Origin of the sequence: Paenibacillus radicis (ex Gao et al. 2016) (assembly GCF_014641555.1) — a bacterium.
GTDB lineage: Bacteria > Bacillota > Bacilli > Paenibacillales > Paenibacillaceae > Pristimantibacillus > Pristimantibacillus radicis.
On record NZ_BMHY01000005.1, the window covers coordinates 314302 to 328190 of the forward strand.

General features: G+C 52.0%; 15 protein-coding genes. 8 read left to right on the forward strand and 7 right to left on the reverse strand.

Annotated features, from left to right (window positions below):
- Window positions 1-4 precede the first annotated feature (4 nt).
- From IEX98_RS15445 to IEX98_RS15465, 5 genes are all read left to right on the forward strand, one after another.
- A complete protein-coding gene (locus tag IEX98_RS15445) occupies window positions 5-1657 on the forward strand; it encodes an FAD-binding dehydrogenase (RefSeq protein ID WP_188890100.1) in 1653 nt (550 codons plus the stop codon).
- 67 nt (window positions 1658-1724) lie between these two features.
- Window positions 1725-2912, forward strand: coding sequence for an amino acid deaminase/aldolase (locus IEX98_RS15450; protein WP_188890101.1), 1188 nt, complete (start codon window positions 1725-1727; stop codon window positions 2910-2912).
- The gene (locus IEX98_RS15455) at window positions 2900-4228 is read left to right on the forward strand and encodes a D-arabinono-1,4-lactone oxidase (RefSeq protein WP_374705353.1); all 1329 of its coding nucleotides are present in this window, start codon (window positions 2900-2902) and stop codon (window positions 4226-4228) included. The genes IEX98_RS15450 and IEX98_RS15455 overlap by 13 nt, the downstream gene beginning before the upstream one ends.
- 150 nt (window positions 4229-4378) lie before the next feature.
- Window positions 4379-4702 (forward strand): ArsR/SmtB family transcription factor, encoded by a 324-nt coding sequence (locus IEX98_RS15460; RefSeq protein WP_188890102.1) that lies wholly within the window; start codon window positions 4379-4381, stop codon window positions 4700-4702.
- Between the two features lie 19 nt (window positions 4703-4721).
- Window positions 4722-4943 carry a hypothetical protein gene (locus IEX98_RS15465; protein ID WP_188890103.1) on the forward strand — a complete coding sequence of 74 codons (222 nt, stop codon included), beginning with the start codon at window positions 4722-4724 and terminating at the stop codon, window positions 4941-4943.
- A gap of 65 nt (window positions 4944-5008) precedes the next feature.
- Here the strand turns inward: IEX98_RS15465 and IEX98_RS15470 are convergent, their stop codons facing one another.
- From IEX98_RS15470 to IEX98_RS15480, 3 genes are all read right to left on the reverse strand, one after another.
- Window positions 5009-5902, reverse strand: coding sequence for a DMT family transporter (locus tag IEX98_RS15470; protein ID WP_188890104.1), 894 nt, complete (start codon window positions 5900-5902; stop codon window positions 5009-5011).
- A gap of 169 nt (window positions 5903-6071) precedes the next feature.
- Window positions 6072-6383: an antibiotic biosynthesis monooxygenase gene (locus tag IEX98_RS15475; protein ID WP_188890105.1), complete on the reverse strand. Its 312-nt coding sequence runs from the start codon at window positions 6381-6383 to the stop codon at window positions 6072-6074.
- A gap of 179 nt (window positions 6384-6562) precedes the next feature.
- Entirely contained in the window at window positions 6563-7294 is a 732-nt protein-coding gene (locus IEX98_RS15480; protein WP_188890106.1) for an SDR family oxidoreductase, read from the reverse strand.
- A gap of 192 nt (window positions 7295-7486) precedes the next feature.
- Here IEX98_RS15480 and IEX98_RS15485 point away from each other — a divergent pair, with 192 nt between their 5' ends.
- Window positions 7487-7837 carry a winged helix-turn-helix transcriptional regulator gene (locus tag IEX98_RS15485; RefSeq protein ID WP_229692224.1) on the forward strand — a complete coding sequence of 117 codons (351 nt, stop codon included), beginning with the start codon at window positions 7487-7489 and terminating at the stop codon, window positions 7835-7837.
- A gap of 76 nt (window positions 7838-7913) precedes the next feature.
- Here the strand turns inward: IEX98_RS15485 and IEX98_RS15490 are convergent, their stop codons facing one another.
- Complete coding sequence (locus IEX98_RS15490; RefSeq protein ID WP_188890108.1) at window positions 7914-8906, reverse strand: N-acetylglucosamine kinase; 993 nt, start codon at window positions 8904-8906, stop codon at window positions 7914-7916.
- A 151-nt stretch (window positions 8907-9057) separates the two neighbouring features.
- Here IEX98_RS15490 and IEX98_RS15495 point away from each other — a divergent pair, with 151 nt between their 5' ends.
- Complete coding sequence (locus IEX98_RS15495) at window positions 9058-9363, forward strand: Dabb family protein (protein WP_188890109.1); 306 nt, start codon at window positions 9058-9060, stop codon at window positions 9361-9363.
- 429 nt (window positions 9364-9792) lie between these two features.
- Here IEX98_RS15495 and IEX98_RS15500 read toward each other — a convergent pair whose 3' ends face one another.
- Window positions 9793-10533 carry an SDR family NAD(P)-dependent oxidoreductase gene (locus IEX98_RS15500; RefSeq protein WP_188890110.1) on the reverse strand — a complete coding sequence of 247 codons (741 nt, stop codon included), beginning with the start codon at window positions 10531-10533 and terminating at the stop codon, window positions 9793-9795.
- A 122-nt stretch (window positions 10534-10655) separates the two neighbouring features.
- On the opposite strand from IEX98_RS15500, the gene IEX98_RS15505 reads away from it, so the two are divergent.
- Complete coding sequence (locus IEX98_RS15505) at window positions 10656-11555, forward strand: LysR family transcriptional regulator (protein WP_188890111.1); 900 nt, start codon at window positions 10656-10658, stop codon at window positions 11553-11555.
- Between the two features lie 121 nt (window positions 11556-11676).
- Here IEX98_RS15505 and IEX98_RS15510 read toward each other — a convergent pair whose 3' ends face one another.
- Complete coding sequence (locus IEX98_RS15510; protein WP_188890112.1) at window positions 11677-12525, reverse strand: aldo/keto reductase; 849 nt, start codon at window positions 12523-12525, stop codon at window positions 11677-11679.
- The gene (locus IEX98_RS15515) at window positions 12482-13732 is read right to left on the reverse strand and encodes an MFS transporter (RefSeq protein ID WP_188890113.1); all 1251 of its coding nucleotides are present in this window, start codon (window positions 13730-13732) and stop codon (window positions 12482-12484) included. The genes IEX98_RS15510 and IEX98_RS15515 overlap by 44 nt, the downstream gene beginning before the upstream one ends.
- Window positions 13733-13889: the final 157 nt, after the last annotated feature.

Below are 13889 nucleotides of genomic sequence, written 5' to 3' on the forward strand. Positions count from 1 at the left end.
GATCTTGAAATATGATGCAATTGTGGTGGGTGCAGGGCTTTCGGGTCTCGTAGCGGCGGCGGAAATCGCAGACTCGGGGAAACGAGTAGCGCTGCTGGATCAGGAGCCGGAGGCATCGCTCGGAGGGCAGGCGTGGTGGTCGTTTGGCGGCTTGTTTCTCGTCGATTCTCCGGAGCAGCGGAGGCTCGGGATTAAAGATTCCAAAGAGCTGGCTTGGCAGGACTGGATGGGGTCGGCCGGATTCGATCGTGCCGATGAGGATCATTGGGGCCGTCAATGGGCGGAGGCTTACCTCGACTTCGCTGCCGGAGAAAAGCGATCCTGGCTTCACGGAATGGGCGTACGCTTCTTCCCGGTTGTCGGCTGGGCGGAGCGCGGCGGTTATTTGGCCGAGGGTCATGGCAACTCGGTGCCGCGGTTCCACATCGTCTGGGGAACGGGACCGGCCATCGTAGCGCCGTTTGAGCGGCGGGTAAGGGAGCATCAGGCGAAGGGTCTAATAGAGCTGCATATGCGGCATCGGGTGGAACGGCTTGTTTTGAGCAATGGTGCCGTAACTGGTGTAAGCGGTTCCATTTTAGTTCCGAGTGATGCCGAGCGGGGACAAGAGAGCTCCCGGGAGATCGCCGGTGAGTTTGCGTATGAGGCGCCTGCGGTCATCGTGACCAGCGGGGGAATCGGCGGCAATCATGAGCTCGTCCGGCAGAACTGGCCGGAGAGGCTGGGCGATCCGCCTCGTCATATGCTCTCTGGCGTACCTGCGTATGTTGACGGCAGGATGCTTGCTGTTGCGGAGGAAGCGGGCGGACGAATCGTGAACCGCGACCGGATGTGGCATTATACCGAAGGCTTGAAAAACTGGAATCCGGTGTGGGCGAATCATGGCATTCGCATTCTTCCCGGGCCTTCCTCTATCTGGCTGGATGCGCAGGGCAATCGTCTTCCGGCTCCAAACTTTCCAGGCTTCGATACACTGGGCACATTGGAGGCGCTGAGAAAGACTGGCTATGACTATTCTTGGTTTATTTTGACGCAGAAGATGATCGAGAAGGAATTTGCGCTTTCCGGCTCCGAGCAAAATCCGGATTTAACGGGCAAAAGCATTCGAAAAGTGCTGTCGCGTGTTCTGCCGGGCGCGCCTGCTCCCGTGCAAGCTTTTATGGATAAGGGTGAGGACTTTGTCGTTGCGAATACGCTGGAGGAGCTCGTCACGGGCATGAACAAGCTGACAGCCAGCAGTCTGGTGGACTTGCAAACGATTCGGCGGCAGCTGCAAGCACGGGACCGGGAGATGGACAACGCGTTTACGAAGGATTTGCAGATTACGGCTTTGCGCGGAGCCCGTCATTATATTGGAGATAAGTTCATACGGGTTGCTAAGCCGCATAAAATGCTGGAACCGGGCAATGGCCCGCTCATTGCTGTCCGTCTGCATATTGTCAGCCGTAAAACACTGGGCGGGCTTCAGACCGATCTTTCGGGAAGGGTGCTTGGTCTGACGGGAGAGCCAATTGCCGGTCTTTATGCGGCGGGCGAAGCTTCCGGATTTGGCGGCGGAGGCGTTCATGGATACCGGGCGCTGGAAGGGACGTTTCTGGGAGGCTGCCTGTTCTCGGGGAGAACGGCGGGAAGAGCGGTTGCTGCAGCGCTGAAATAGCAGGGAAAGATGGCGATGACGGGGACACCGGATCCTCGTTTAGCGGAACTGGAGAGGAGCCCAAGCGATGGATCGTTACGCGTATTACAAAGAGACATTCGGACAGCTGCCGATGCCCTTTGCTTTTGTTGATTTGGATCGTTTGGACCATAATGCAAGGGGAATTGCCCAAGCGGCAGGTGGCAAAAAAATTCGAATCGCAAGCAAATCGCTGCGCTGCGTAGACGTGATGCGCCGATTGCTGGATGCCGACCCTGTCTTTCAGGGTATCATGTGCTTCACAGCTGCCGAGGCGGCTTTCCTAGCCGGTCATGGCTTTGATGATCTGCTGCTGGGCTATCCGCAATGGCATCGTCAGCATATTGCCGAGCTGGCGGAATGGATTGACGAAGGACGTACTGTTGCCTTTATGGTTGATTCTGTGGAGCATTGCGAGCAGTTGGAGCGGCTCGCGAAGGAGAGGGGCACGGTATTCGCGGTCTGTATCGATATCGATATGTCGGTGCAGTATCCGGGCTTGCGGTTTGGCGTATGGCGTTCACCGATTCAGGTTTGGGAGCAGTTAAAGCCTGTTGTGGACCGTATTGTTCAATCGGACTGGCTAAAGCTCGACGGATTGATGGGCTATGAGGCGCAAGTGGCTGGCGTCGGCGATCGAATGCCGGCAAGCGCCATCAAGAACAAGCTGGTGCGGGCATTGAAGAAGCGGTCCATTGCGGAAGCGGCCCGGCGGAGAGGGGATGCGGCGGAACGGATTGCAGCAATGAACGTCCCTCTTCGTTTCATTAATGCTGGAGGTACAGGCAGCTTGGACAGCTCCCGTAATGAGCCATGGGTAACCGAAATGACGGCGGGCTCCGGCTTTTATTCTCCTGCTCTATTCGACTATTATTCCAATTTTCAATATGAGCCGGCTGCCGGATTTGCGGTAGAAATCGTGCGGAAGCCGCGGCAAAATATCGTAACCTGCATGGGGGGCGGCTATACGTCGTCGGGATCGGCAGGTCCGGAGAAGCTGCCGAAGCCTTATTTGCCGGAGGGCTTGAAGCTGTTTGGCAGGGAAGGTGCAGGCGAGGTGCAGACGCCGCTCCTATGCGGGGACGGTGTTGAGTTCGCTATCGGCGATCCGGTTTTTTTTCGTCATGCAAAGGCGGGCGAGCTGAGCGAGCGCTTCCTTACGCTGCATGCAGTGTCTCAAGGGAAAATCGTTGGTGAATATGCGACCTATAGGGGGATGGGGGAATGCTTCCTATGAAAATGCAAGCGATGGCGGCGGCAACGGGCTCCAAGCTGTGGACGAATTGGTCAGGCATCGTACAGGCGACGCCCCGGGAAGTGCTGTTGCCCGGCACAATTGATGAGGTCGTGGAGACGGTGCAGCTCTGCAGGCGGGAAGGGCGAACGCTTCGTGTTGTCGGTTCTGGACATTCGTTTACGCCAATCGCCGCCTCCGATGACATTCTGTTGTCGCTCGATCGGATGCAGGGGTTAGTCAGCGTTGATCTGGACGCCGCTGTCGCGACGGTATGGGGCGGGACGAAGCTGAGGCTGCTTGGCGAGCTGCTGTTCGAACAGGGGCTGGCGCAAGAAAATTTGGGCGACATTGACGTTCAGTCAATCGCCGGAGCAATCAGTACGGGCACACATGGCACCGGAAGGGCGTATGGCAACCTGTCCACGCAGATTATCGGGCTGACGATTGTGACAGGAAGAGGAGATGTCGTCGAATGTACGCCGGAATCTCATCCGGAGTGGTTCAAGGCGATGCAAATTTCACTTGGCGTTCTCGGCGTCATCGTACAGGTGAAGCTGAAGCTTCAAAGCGCTTATAAGCTGGAGTACGTCAGCAGCCGAATGCCGCTTAAGTCATGCCTTGCGCAGCTGTCCGAGCTTGCTGAGTCGAATCGTCATTTTGAGTTTTACTGGTTCCCTTATGCAGAGCCTTGCCAGATCAAACGAATGAATCTAACCGATCAGGAAGTGACGAACCGCAAAGCATGGGAGCACTTCAGCGACGTATGGATCGAGAATAAGCTGTTTGGCCTGCTGTCAGAGTTTAGCCGCAAGCTCCCGTCATCCAGTGCAGCGATTAGCCGGTTGTCGGCCTCTCAGGTTCCGGTCGGCCGCAAGGTCAATTACAGCCATCGGCTATTTGCTACGCAAAGGCTGGTTCGCTTTAACGAAATGGAGTACAATCTGCCTGCGGAGGCGATTGGCGAGGTCATTGAAGAAATGCGCGAGGAGCTTGCGCGGGGGCGTTACCGGGTTCATTTTCCAGTGGAATGCCGTTACGCCAAGGGCGATGATATTTGGCTTAGCCCGGCCTATGGCCGCGACTCTGCCTATATTGCGGTGCATATGTACAAAGGCATGCCGCATGAAGCCTACTTCGCCGCTATGGAGCGAATCTTCCTCCGTTATGGCGGCAGACCGCATTGGGGGAAGATGCACACTCTGCAAGCTGTACAGTTTAAGGAGCTTTACCCGAAATGGGAGGCGTTTGGCGCGGTGCGGGAGACACTGGATCCCGATCGGATTTTGCTGAATGACCGAATGCAGCATTTATTTTGAATTCAAAACAAGCCCATCCTGTTCGATGACAGGGATGGGTTTTTTTTTTGTTATAGAAAGCAGGGGATGAACGGCAGCTGTTGAATTTGGGTGGGAGATTGATGTGGGTAAATTTGTATTTACTGCTTACCTGTAATATAATTATTACATATGACACATTTCAATAATGGTGACGAGTTGCTTTTAGTTCTAGAAGCGCTCTCGAACCCTCACCGATTAAAGATTGTAGCGGTTCTATCAGAAGGACGGCAATATGTAAGCGAACTGGCACGTGAATTAGGGATGAGCAGGCCTTTGCTTTATCTTCATTTACAAAAACTGGAGGAGGCGAACATCGTTACAAGCAGCTTGGAAATTTTAGAAAGCGGCAAAACAGCAAAATACTACATACTCAATCCATTCGACTTTGCATTGAACGAGCAAATGATAGCTAGATTGGCACCAACACTTACTTTTAAGAAGAAAAATATATAAAGATAAGGGGAGAGTTTGAATGAGTGGTGTAGGCATAACAGGTTTAATTCTGTTAGTCATTCCCGTCGCAGTGGCTATTTTAGTTATATATTTTATTGTCAGCACGATAAAAGGCTTTGAAAAAAGAGCCAATGAGAAGCTATTAATTGAACGTGAAAACACGTTAATACTTCAAAGAAGAGTAGCGGATCTAGAAGGACGGCTGCTGAAGGTCGAAACGTTGCTAAAAGAAGTGGACTGATTGGAAGAGTTCGATTGAAGGAAGAAAAGACCATCCAGTCTGGAGACTGAGATGGTCTTTTTGGTCTAGGTTTCGGCGATCTGTGTCTGCTTCTTTCCCGAATAATTGACGCAGCCGATGCTGATGATTATGAGCACCAGCCCGACAAGCAGCGAGTAGGTGAACGGCTCGTGCATGAACACGGTACCCGTCAACACGGCGATGAGCGGCACTAGAAAGGTGAAAGCGGCAACCTTGCTCGCATCCCCCGTATTCATAAGCTTGAAGTAGATGACGAATGCGATCGGAATGCCGCATGTAGCGCCATAGAGGAGACCCAGTATGAATGGGCCGTTCCATACGATGCTGCTCCAGCTCTCCGTCCCGCTGCCGACCCCGATAAGCGCAATTCCTCCAATAATAAATTGCATGGCAACCATCCACATGGAATCGGTGTGTCTGCTTTCCTTCTTCACATAGATGACGCCAAGCGCCCAGCTAAGCGCGGTAAGCAAGGCGAGGCTGACCCCGAGCAAGGAAACGTTGCCTGTGATTCCGTCTGCGCTGACCGCCAATATACCAAGGAATCCGATAACGAGTCCGGTGATTTTGAGCAGCGACAATCGTTCGCCCAGCCACATCCAGGCGAGCAGCCCGATTAAGACGGGTTGAAAGTAGACGAGGACGGAGAACAAGCCGCCCGGCAAATAAATAAGCCCGATGGATTGAACGCCATAGAAGAGGACAGCGTTGAACAGGGCGGATATGCTGTATCGATGCCAGTTTTGACGGAATTTGAGCTTGTCCCGCTTGGGCAGCAGGAATATCGCCAACAACAGCCCTCCAAGTAATGAACGGGTGCCGGAGAACAAGAGCGGCGGGGTGTAGGCTAAGGCTGTTTTGTAGATCGACCAGCTCAAGCCCCAGATTAGAACAAGAAAGAGAATGGCAAGTGTAGTTTTCGAAGATAGTATACGCACGGTGACCGTGACCTCCAGTAGCAAGCTTAAGCTTTTGTTGAAATTGGCATACTATCTACTATACCTGAGCTTCGCTTGAAGGAATAATCATTTTTTATATAAAAAAAAATAAAGCCAGCGGCTGCCCGCTAGCTTTAATCATTCAATCATTGCAACTATGGGGAAGATGCTATTGAATATGCCGCTTGACCTCGTACATGTTAACGACGGTTTCAATGATATACTCCGGCTTCGTCTGGTCGCGTTTGTCCCGGTGCCCCTGAATATGCTCGGGGCTCTTCTCCCAGCTCTTCCACGCGTCTTCGGATTCCCAACGAATGATGACGACGACCTCTTCCTGTTCCTTAGTCCGTTTATTGACCATAATGGTCCGGTCGATCAAGCCCTCTCGGCCGTCAAGCGGGCCGGGCTGGCTGAAACGCTCGATAACTTTATCGGCGTTGCCGGGCTGTACGGTAATTGTTCTCGTTTGGATAAGCATGCGAAACCTCCTATGGTTTGCTTTTTACGTATGACGACGCCTGCCGCTTATGCAGGGAGTTGAGTGTCGTTATGCCGTCAACTCAGCGAAATCGTATCATACAGCCTAAGAAACCGGAATGGACATTCTGGCTTCTTGCCATGGATTTTTCAAACGGATGCTTTGAAGAGAGAGGCTGGTTAGCGCATAATATAGCCGCCATCAGGAAAGAGTGTACTTCCTGTCGTATACCCGTTGGTCATCAAATATAGCGTTGTGTGCGCTGCTTCTTCGGCAGTGCCGACTCGGCCGACGAGATTCATTTTGGCATATTGCCGATAGGATTCGTCCCGTACTTCTTGAGCGGCTCCTTCCCAGTTGAAGGCCGTATGAATCGTACCAGGAGAAATCACGTTCACGCGAATCGGTGATAGTTCAACGGCAAGCGCTTTGCCGAGACTTTCGATAGCGCCATTGCAGGCGGCGTAAGAGGCTCCGTCCGCAAGCGGCCGCTGGCCGAAAGCACCGGACATTAGAACGATGGAGCCGTCCTTGCTCAAGAACGGAGCCGCATATTTAACCGCATTGTATTGCGGCCAGAACTTGGCGTTAAAGCAGCTGTGAGCCACTTCCGCAGGAGATGCAATGGAACCTCGCACATAGGAGGCACCTGGCGTGAACAAATGATCGAAATTGCCGATTTTGGCGAAGAAAGCTTGCAGCTCCTCTTCGTTCTGATTGTTTAATGTATGAATTTCAGCATGGTTGGCTCCTCCGAGCAGCTCCTGCGCTTTTTCAAGCTTTTGCTGCGACCGGCCTGCCAGAATGACGTATGCGCCTTGCTCAACTGCTTGCTGTGCAGTTGCGAATCCGATGCCGGAGCTTCCTCCAATGATGACGATGCGTTTTTGGTTCAATGAAAAGTTTGACATATGAAAACTCCTCTCCTTATCGCTTGCGTGTTCACTCATTATTAGCGATAAAAGGAGACTTGCACAGTACTCACTTTATTCGTACTACGGGTTTACGGTATGGGAAGTTTAGGGCTGCCTATTGAGAAACGAAGTGCAGGGAAGCGGTGGAACCGTTATATTGGTTGTAGAGGTGATTGTAAATTGGGATTTTTGAAAAACTCGAATGAACCAAGGCTGCAAGGCGTATTGACGACATTGCAAAAGATCGGCGGAAAATGGAAGCCGCTCATCTTATTCATTTTGCTGATAGATGGAACCAAGCGGTTTGGCGAGCTGAAGCGGCTTATTCCGGATGTCTCGCAAGGCACTCTCGCTAAGCAGCTCCGCGAGCTGGAAGAGGACCATTTGATTATTAGGGAAGACTTTCAAGAGCTGCCGCTGCGCGTTGAATATCAGATCTCCGAGCATGGCCGGACGCTGATTACCGTTCTGGACAGCATGTGCGGCTGGGGACGCGAGCATCAAACCTATATAGACCGCGAGCGGCAGGCGGAGGACTGAGTTTTGGCTGCTAAGATAGAGAAATGACTATCTACGGTGCTGATCGGTGAGTGAGTAATAATTGGCTCTGCAGGGTCTAGCTGTGGAAGCGGGCATGAATGCTCTGTTGAAGATTATGAACGATTGCGGGTGAAGACGGGGTGCCCAGCTGTTGAAGCGCGTAGAGTGCAGCACCTGCAACTGGTGAAAAGGTTGGCGTAACGACGCAATAGCTTTTGTTGCTGCCAAGATTGGATAAGCGTTGGCTGAGCTGCTGGCGGACGTATTCGCTGTTGATGACGCTGCCGATAAAAGCGACATCGACATGTTCTCCTTTGAAGGTAGCGGCCAGCATCTCGACGCCGACTTGGATTTGCTCGATCGCTCGGTCGAGGACTCTTCTGGCTGTGCGGCTTCCTTGGCTCGCTGCTTTCGTCACAAAAGGGGCGAAATCACCGAATTTGCGATTCCGCTCTCTTTTCTCCGCGATGAAACCGGCTGTGCCGAGCTCGTGGAGCTGCTTAAGAGAAGCTACTTGCCAGTGCTGCAGCAGCGATTGTACAAGAGCTTCATCTGTCGCATCGGCTTTGCCTGCCAATAGCTCGTAAGTCGTATCATAGGCAATGAATCTGGCGGCACTAGCGGCATAGTGATGGAAATCATAGTTGCGGAGCTGCCGGCCTTCTTCCGTAATGGCAAAAATAATGGAGCCGGTTCCCGATATAATGACAATTCCGGGATTCGCCTCAAGCGCTCCGTAGTGAGCGACTGCTGCGTCATTTAGATGCCAGCGGTTAGCCGTCTCTAAGCCATCGATTGCCGTCAAGGGCTCGATCCATTCCAAGTCCTCTGGGGAGTCATAGCCTGCGATGCCTGCTGCGATGCCTCTAACATCGCCGAACGTTTTGCCTGCCGCGGTTATGGCTTCTTGAATGGCTTGATGGACATTCTGTTTCGCATGCAAATCCTTGTATAGGGAAGCTGCCCCCTTTTCCACATAGGACAGCACGTTTCCTGCAAAATCCACAGTCATAGCCCGTGTATGGGTGCCGCCGCCGTCGATGCCGATCACAATTCCGTTAGCATTCATCTGAATCAAACCTCCTGCTAATAGATGGTTCTCGTATTATACCAGAATTTGTAATCCTATACAGCTACATTTTGTAAATTGATGTTGCTGAGAGGAAGCGGTATTCTAAGAGAGAAGGATCGATAGACCACAACTCAAAGGAGCGTGCAGCATGTCGCAAAATTCAATTATTCACTCTGTTATTTTTTCGTTGAAGCATGAGAAAGGCTCGGCGGAAGAGCAGCGTTTTCTGGAAGACGGCAAAGCGATTTTGAGCTCCATACCGACAGTAAAGGATTTCCGAGTGCTTCGTCAGGTGAGTCCGAAAAATACATATGATTTTGGCTTTTCAATGGTTTTTGTCAGCGAGGCTGATTATGAAGCCTATAATGTGCATCCGCTTCATGTCGATTTCGTTGCGAACCGTTGGGAGAAAGAAGTTGCGCAGTTTTTAGAGATCGATTACAACGAGCTTTAATGACTGTGCAGGTTGTTTGCTGTTAGCGAAGCTACCCAAGCCGGAAGAACGGTGGCTTATTCGACGTCTGGAGTGAGCTTAAGACCCTACGAGGGTCTTAACTGAGGAGAATAACCGCGAAGGTGGAGGTTTAAAACCCCCACAGGGTCTTAATGCCAGTATAAACAGGCTAAATGGTCGAATATTCGACGTCTGGAGTGAGCTTAAGACCCTATGAGGGTCTTAAGGGAGATGAATAGCCGCCAAAGTGGAGGTTTAAGACCCTCGCAGGGTCTTAATGTCAGCAACAAGCGGAAGAATGACGGCAATTCGGAGTTGAGAATCAACTCCTGGGAGCGAATTTGTCACCCTCTATGAAGCACAAACAATAAACACGTAAACGGAGCAAAGAGCAGCCCGTGAGGCAGCTCTTTGCTCCTTTTTACGTGTTTATAACGTCTGGCCGCCATCGACGGTGATGATTTGCCCGGTCATCGCCTCTTGCTCCAAGGCAGCGCAGATGAGCTGGGCGATGTCCTCCGGCGTGGAGATGCGTTGAAGCAGAAGCTGCGGAGCAAGAAGCTTCATCTGCTCTTCTCTGCCGGACCACCATCTGGTCGCTACGGCACCAGGGACGACGCAATTTACGCGGATCGCTGGAGATAGTGCGCGGGCGAGCGACTTGGTCAAGCCGTGAACGGCAGCTTTGGAGACGGCGTAAGGGAGGGATGAGCCTAATCCGGTTTGCCCCGCAATGCTGCCGACATTGACGATAGCGCCATGTCCCGTTGTTTTCATGTACGGGGAGACGGCCTTGGCGCAATGAAACATCCCTTTCACATTGACGCTGAACAGTTCGTCCCATACCTCATCTGTAGCTGCCTCCAGATCGTCCAACGGGATATGTCTCGTAATGCTTGCATTATTGACGAGCAGGTCGACCGTTCCGAACTGCCCTGCAACTTGCTGAACCATCGCCTTCACTTCTTCATCTCGCGAAACATTAGCTTGTACGGCAATGGCACGGCCGCCCTCACGCTTGATAAGCTGAACCGTTTCCTCTGCGTCCTCCTGTGACCGGGAGTAATTGACCGCTACCGCAACGCCCCGTTTCGCTAACAGCAAACTGGTTGCACGCCCAATGCCTGTTCCGCCGCCGGTAACTATAGCTGTTTTATCGGACAAATCCATCGTATGTCACGCTCCTCACATCTCTAATAAGTTCATTGTATATCTGGAAAGGCTATTCGTATAATTGAACTATTCGAATAAAGAGTTCATTCTTATTGAATCCATAGGACAGGAGCGCGTCGATGGAGCTTCTACATTTAAAAACATTCCAAGCGATTGTGAAACACGGTAATTTTATTCGTGCAGCTGAGGAACTGAACTATGCGCAATCGACCGTTACGACGCAAATGCAAAGGCTGGAGGCCGATCTTGGCGTACAGTTGATGGAGCGGGGAAAACAGTTTCGTCTCACGGAAGCGGGCAGACTCTTTTATGAGCAAAGTGCCGCTATCATCAAAAATATGGAGCAGCTTCAACTAAATATGTCTGGATTCCAGGAGGGCGAAACGGGACATATTCGTTTAGGAGTGACCGAGCCAACGGCAAGCTACCGGCTGCCGGTTCTTTTAGAAGCCTTTATGACGCGTTTTCCGGGGATCGAAATTTCTCTCGTATTCGGGAACACCCCGATGTTAAGCGAGCAGCTCTCTAAAGGAGAGATCGATCTGGCCATATGTTCCGCTCCCGATGAAATGTCGGAGCTTCACTTCGAACCGTTATTCCGGGAATCATTCGTCGTCCTGCTGCCGGAAAATCATCCTTTAGCAGCAAAGGACATGTTAGAGCCTGCCGACCTTTACGGTCCGCGGCTGTTGCTGACTTCCGTAACGTGCCCTTACCGCCGCAAGCTGGAAATCGTCCTGCAGCAAAATGAGCAAAACCTTCGCTTGCGTACGATGGAGATCGGAAGTATGACGGCTTTGCCGTATTATGTGGCCAGCGGACTGGGGCTTGCACTGGTACCGAGCATCCTGCTGGACCCTTTGCCGAAGCATACGGTAATGCGGGCTATAAGCGGCAGTTTAGTCGATATGGTGGTAGGCATTCTGTCTAAACCTGCTGATTTTCAAACGAAGCAATCGGCGGTTAAGCTCTATCGCTATTTGAGGGAAGAACTGGATGACATGACAAAGCGGACCTAGCGGAGTTCCAGCTTTCCCAATCCATCATCAGAAAAAAGGACCGCCTCTGTTGTACACAGAAGCGGTCCTTTTGGTGTTCGGTATATTTATGACGGCTCGCAAGCAAGCCTGATTATCATTTTTAGAAAAGAAGAGTGTCAGGGTCTGGACCTACGCGGCGGTTCTCGTTCAAAGCGTCGATACGAGCTACTTCTTCAGCGCTCAGTTCGAAGTCGAAGATGCTTGCATTTTCAACGATCCGGTTTTCTTTAATCGATTTCGGAATCGTCACAATGCCGTGCTGCAGGTCCCAGCGCAAAATGACTTGAGCAACCGATTTGCCATGCTTCGCGCCAATCTCCGTCAGTACGGGATTGTCCAGCAGTTGACCTTGCATAAGCGGGGACCAGGCTTCGATTTGAATGTCCTTGGCCGCGCAGTAGTCGCGCAGCTCTTGCTGCGACAGGCTCGGGTGAAGCTCAACTTGGTTAACCATCGGTATGATCTCAGCATCCTTAAGCAACTCCTCCAGATGATGAATGTGGAAGTTGCTAACGCCGATCGCTTTAACGCGGCCTTCTTTGTAGAGAGTTTCCAGAGCGCGCCAAGTTTCTTTATATTTGTCCTTGCCCGGCCAGTGAACGAGGTAGAGATCCAGATATTCAAGGCCAAGCTTTTGCAGGCTTGTCTCATATGCAGCAAGGGTCGATTCATAGCCCTGATCGTCGTTCCATACTTTAGACGTCACGAACAGCTCTTCACGGGACAGGCCATTTTCCGCCAGTGCTTCTTTAATGCCTTGTCCAACGCCAGTCTCATTCTGATAGATCGCGGCCGTATCGATGCTGCGGTATCCGTTGCGGATAGCCGATTTGACGGATTCTACAGTCGATGATCCTTCTTCTACTTTAAATACGCCGAGTCCGAACCAAGGCATTTTTACTCCATTATGCAAGTTTGTTGTGGCTTGTAAGTTTTGTGCTGTTGTCATGAGAAACAGCCTCCTTCTTTTTGTTTTGGTCTTGCGATTCCAGCTTGCGCATCCAGCCCGTCATGAGTACAGCAGCGGCTACCATGATGGCTCCCACCCATGCGGTATGGATAATTCCGACTCTCTCGGTAATGATACCACCGAAGTATGCCCCGATTGCAATGCCGGCATTAAAAGCCGCAATGTTGAAGGCGGATGCCACGTCGACGGCCTTCGGCGTGAAACGTTCGGCGAGCATCACGACATACACCTGAAGTCCCGGCACGTTCATGAAAGCCAGCAAGCCCATGAACAGAATCGTTACGAGCCCGGCCCATTTGAAGGGAGCGGTAAAATAGAGCACCAGCAGCACAACGGCCTGCGCGGCAAACATATAGAACAGCGCATTTACCGGCTTGCGGTTTGCCGCTTTTCCGCCGATGATGTTGCCAACCGCTATAGCGATGCCGTATACGAGCAGAATAACGACGATGGATTTATCGCCGAATCCACTCACGTCATGCAGCAGCGGAGATAAATAAGTGAACACAACGAAGGTGCCTCCGTAGCCAAGTGCGGTGACGGCGTATGCCAGAAGCAAACGTCCGTTGGTGATCACTTTAATCTGTTCGCGAACGGGTGTGACGACTCCTGCACGAAGCGTAGAAGGAACGAGCAGCGCATTAGCGATAAGGGCAATGACCCCGATAATGGCAATCGTCACAAAAGCAACCCGCCAGCCGAGCTGCTGGCCCAGCCAAGTGCCAAGTGGCACGCCGGTCACAGTGGCAACCGTCAGCCCTGAGAACATAATGGCGATGGCGCTAGCCCGCCGGTTCTCGGGCACTAAGTCAGCGGCGATCGTTGAGCCGATCGACATGAATACGCCGTGGGCGAATGCGGATACGATGCGTGCCGTAAGCAGCAGTGCGATTCCGTTCGCTGAGGCGGCCAGTCCGTTGCCGATAATAAATACAATCATGATGGCGAGCAGCAGCGTTTTCCGTGACACCCGCGAGGTTAACGACGTGAGTATCGGCGCGCCCAAGGTGACGCCCAGAGCATAGAGCGTAACCGTGAGTCCTGCGGTTCGAATCGATATATGCAAGTCATCTGAGAGCAGAGGCAGCAAGCCTACGCTGATGAACTCTGTCGTTCCGATTGCGAAGGCGCTGATTGCCAGAGCTAGCAGCGCCAGGGTGCTTCTTTTTGTATTCAAAGCGTTCATAATCAGTCCTCCTGTATGGTATTTCTCGGCCGGTAAATGCTATTATGGAGGAAGGTTGATAAATTGAATAGTACGTACTTTGCGGTACTCTAGATACTTAAAAGTAACATAGGCACTTCAAAGTGCCCGTCATTATAAGCGCTTGGAGGCTACAGAA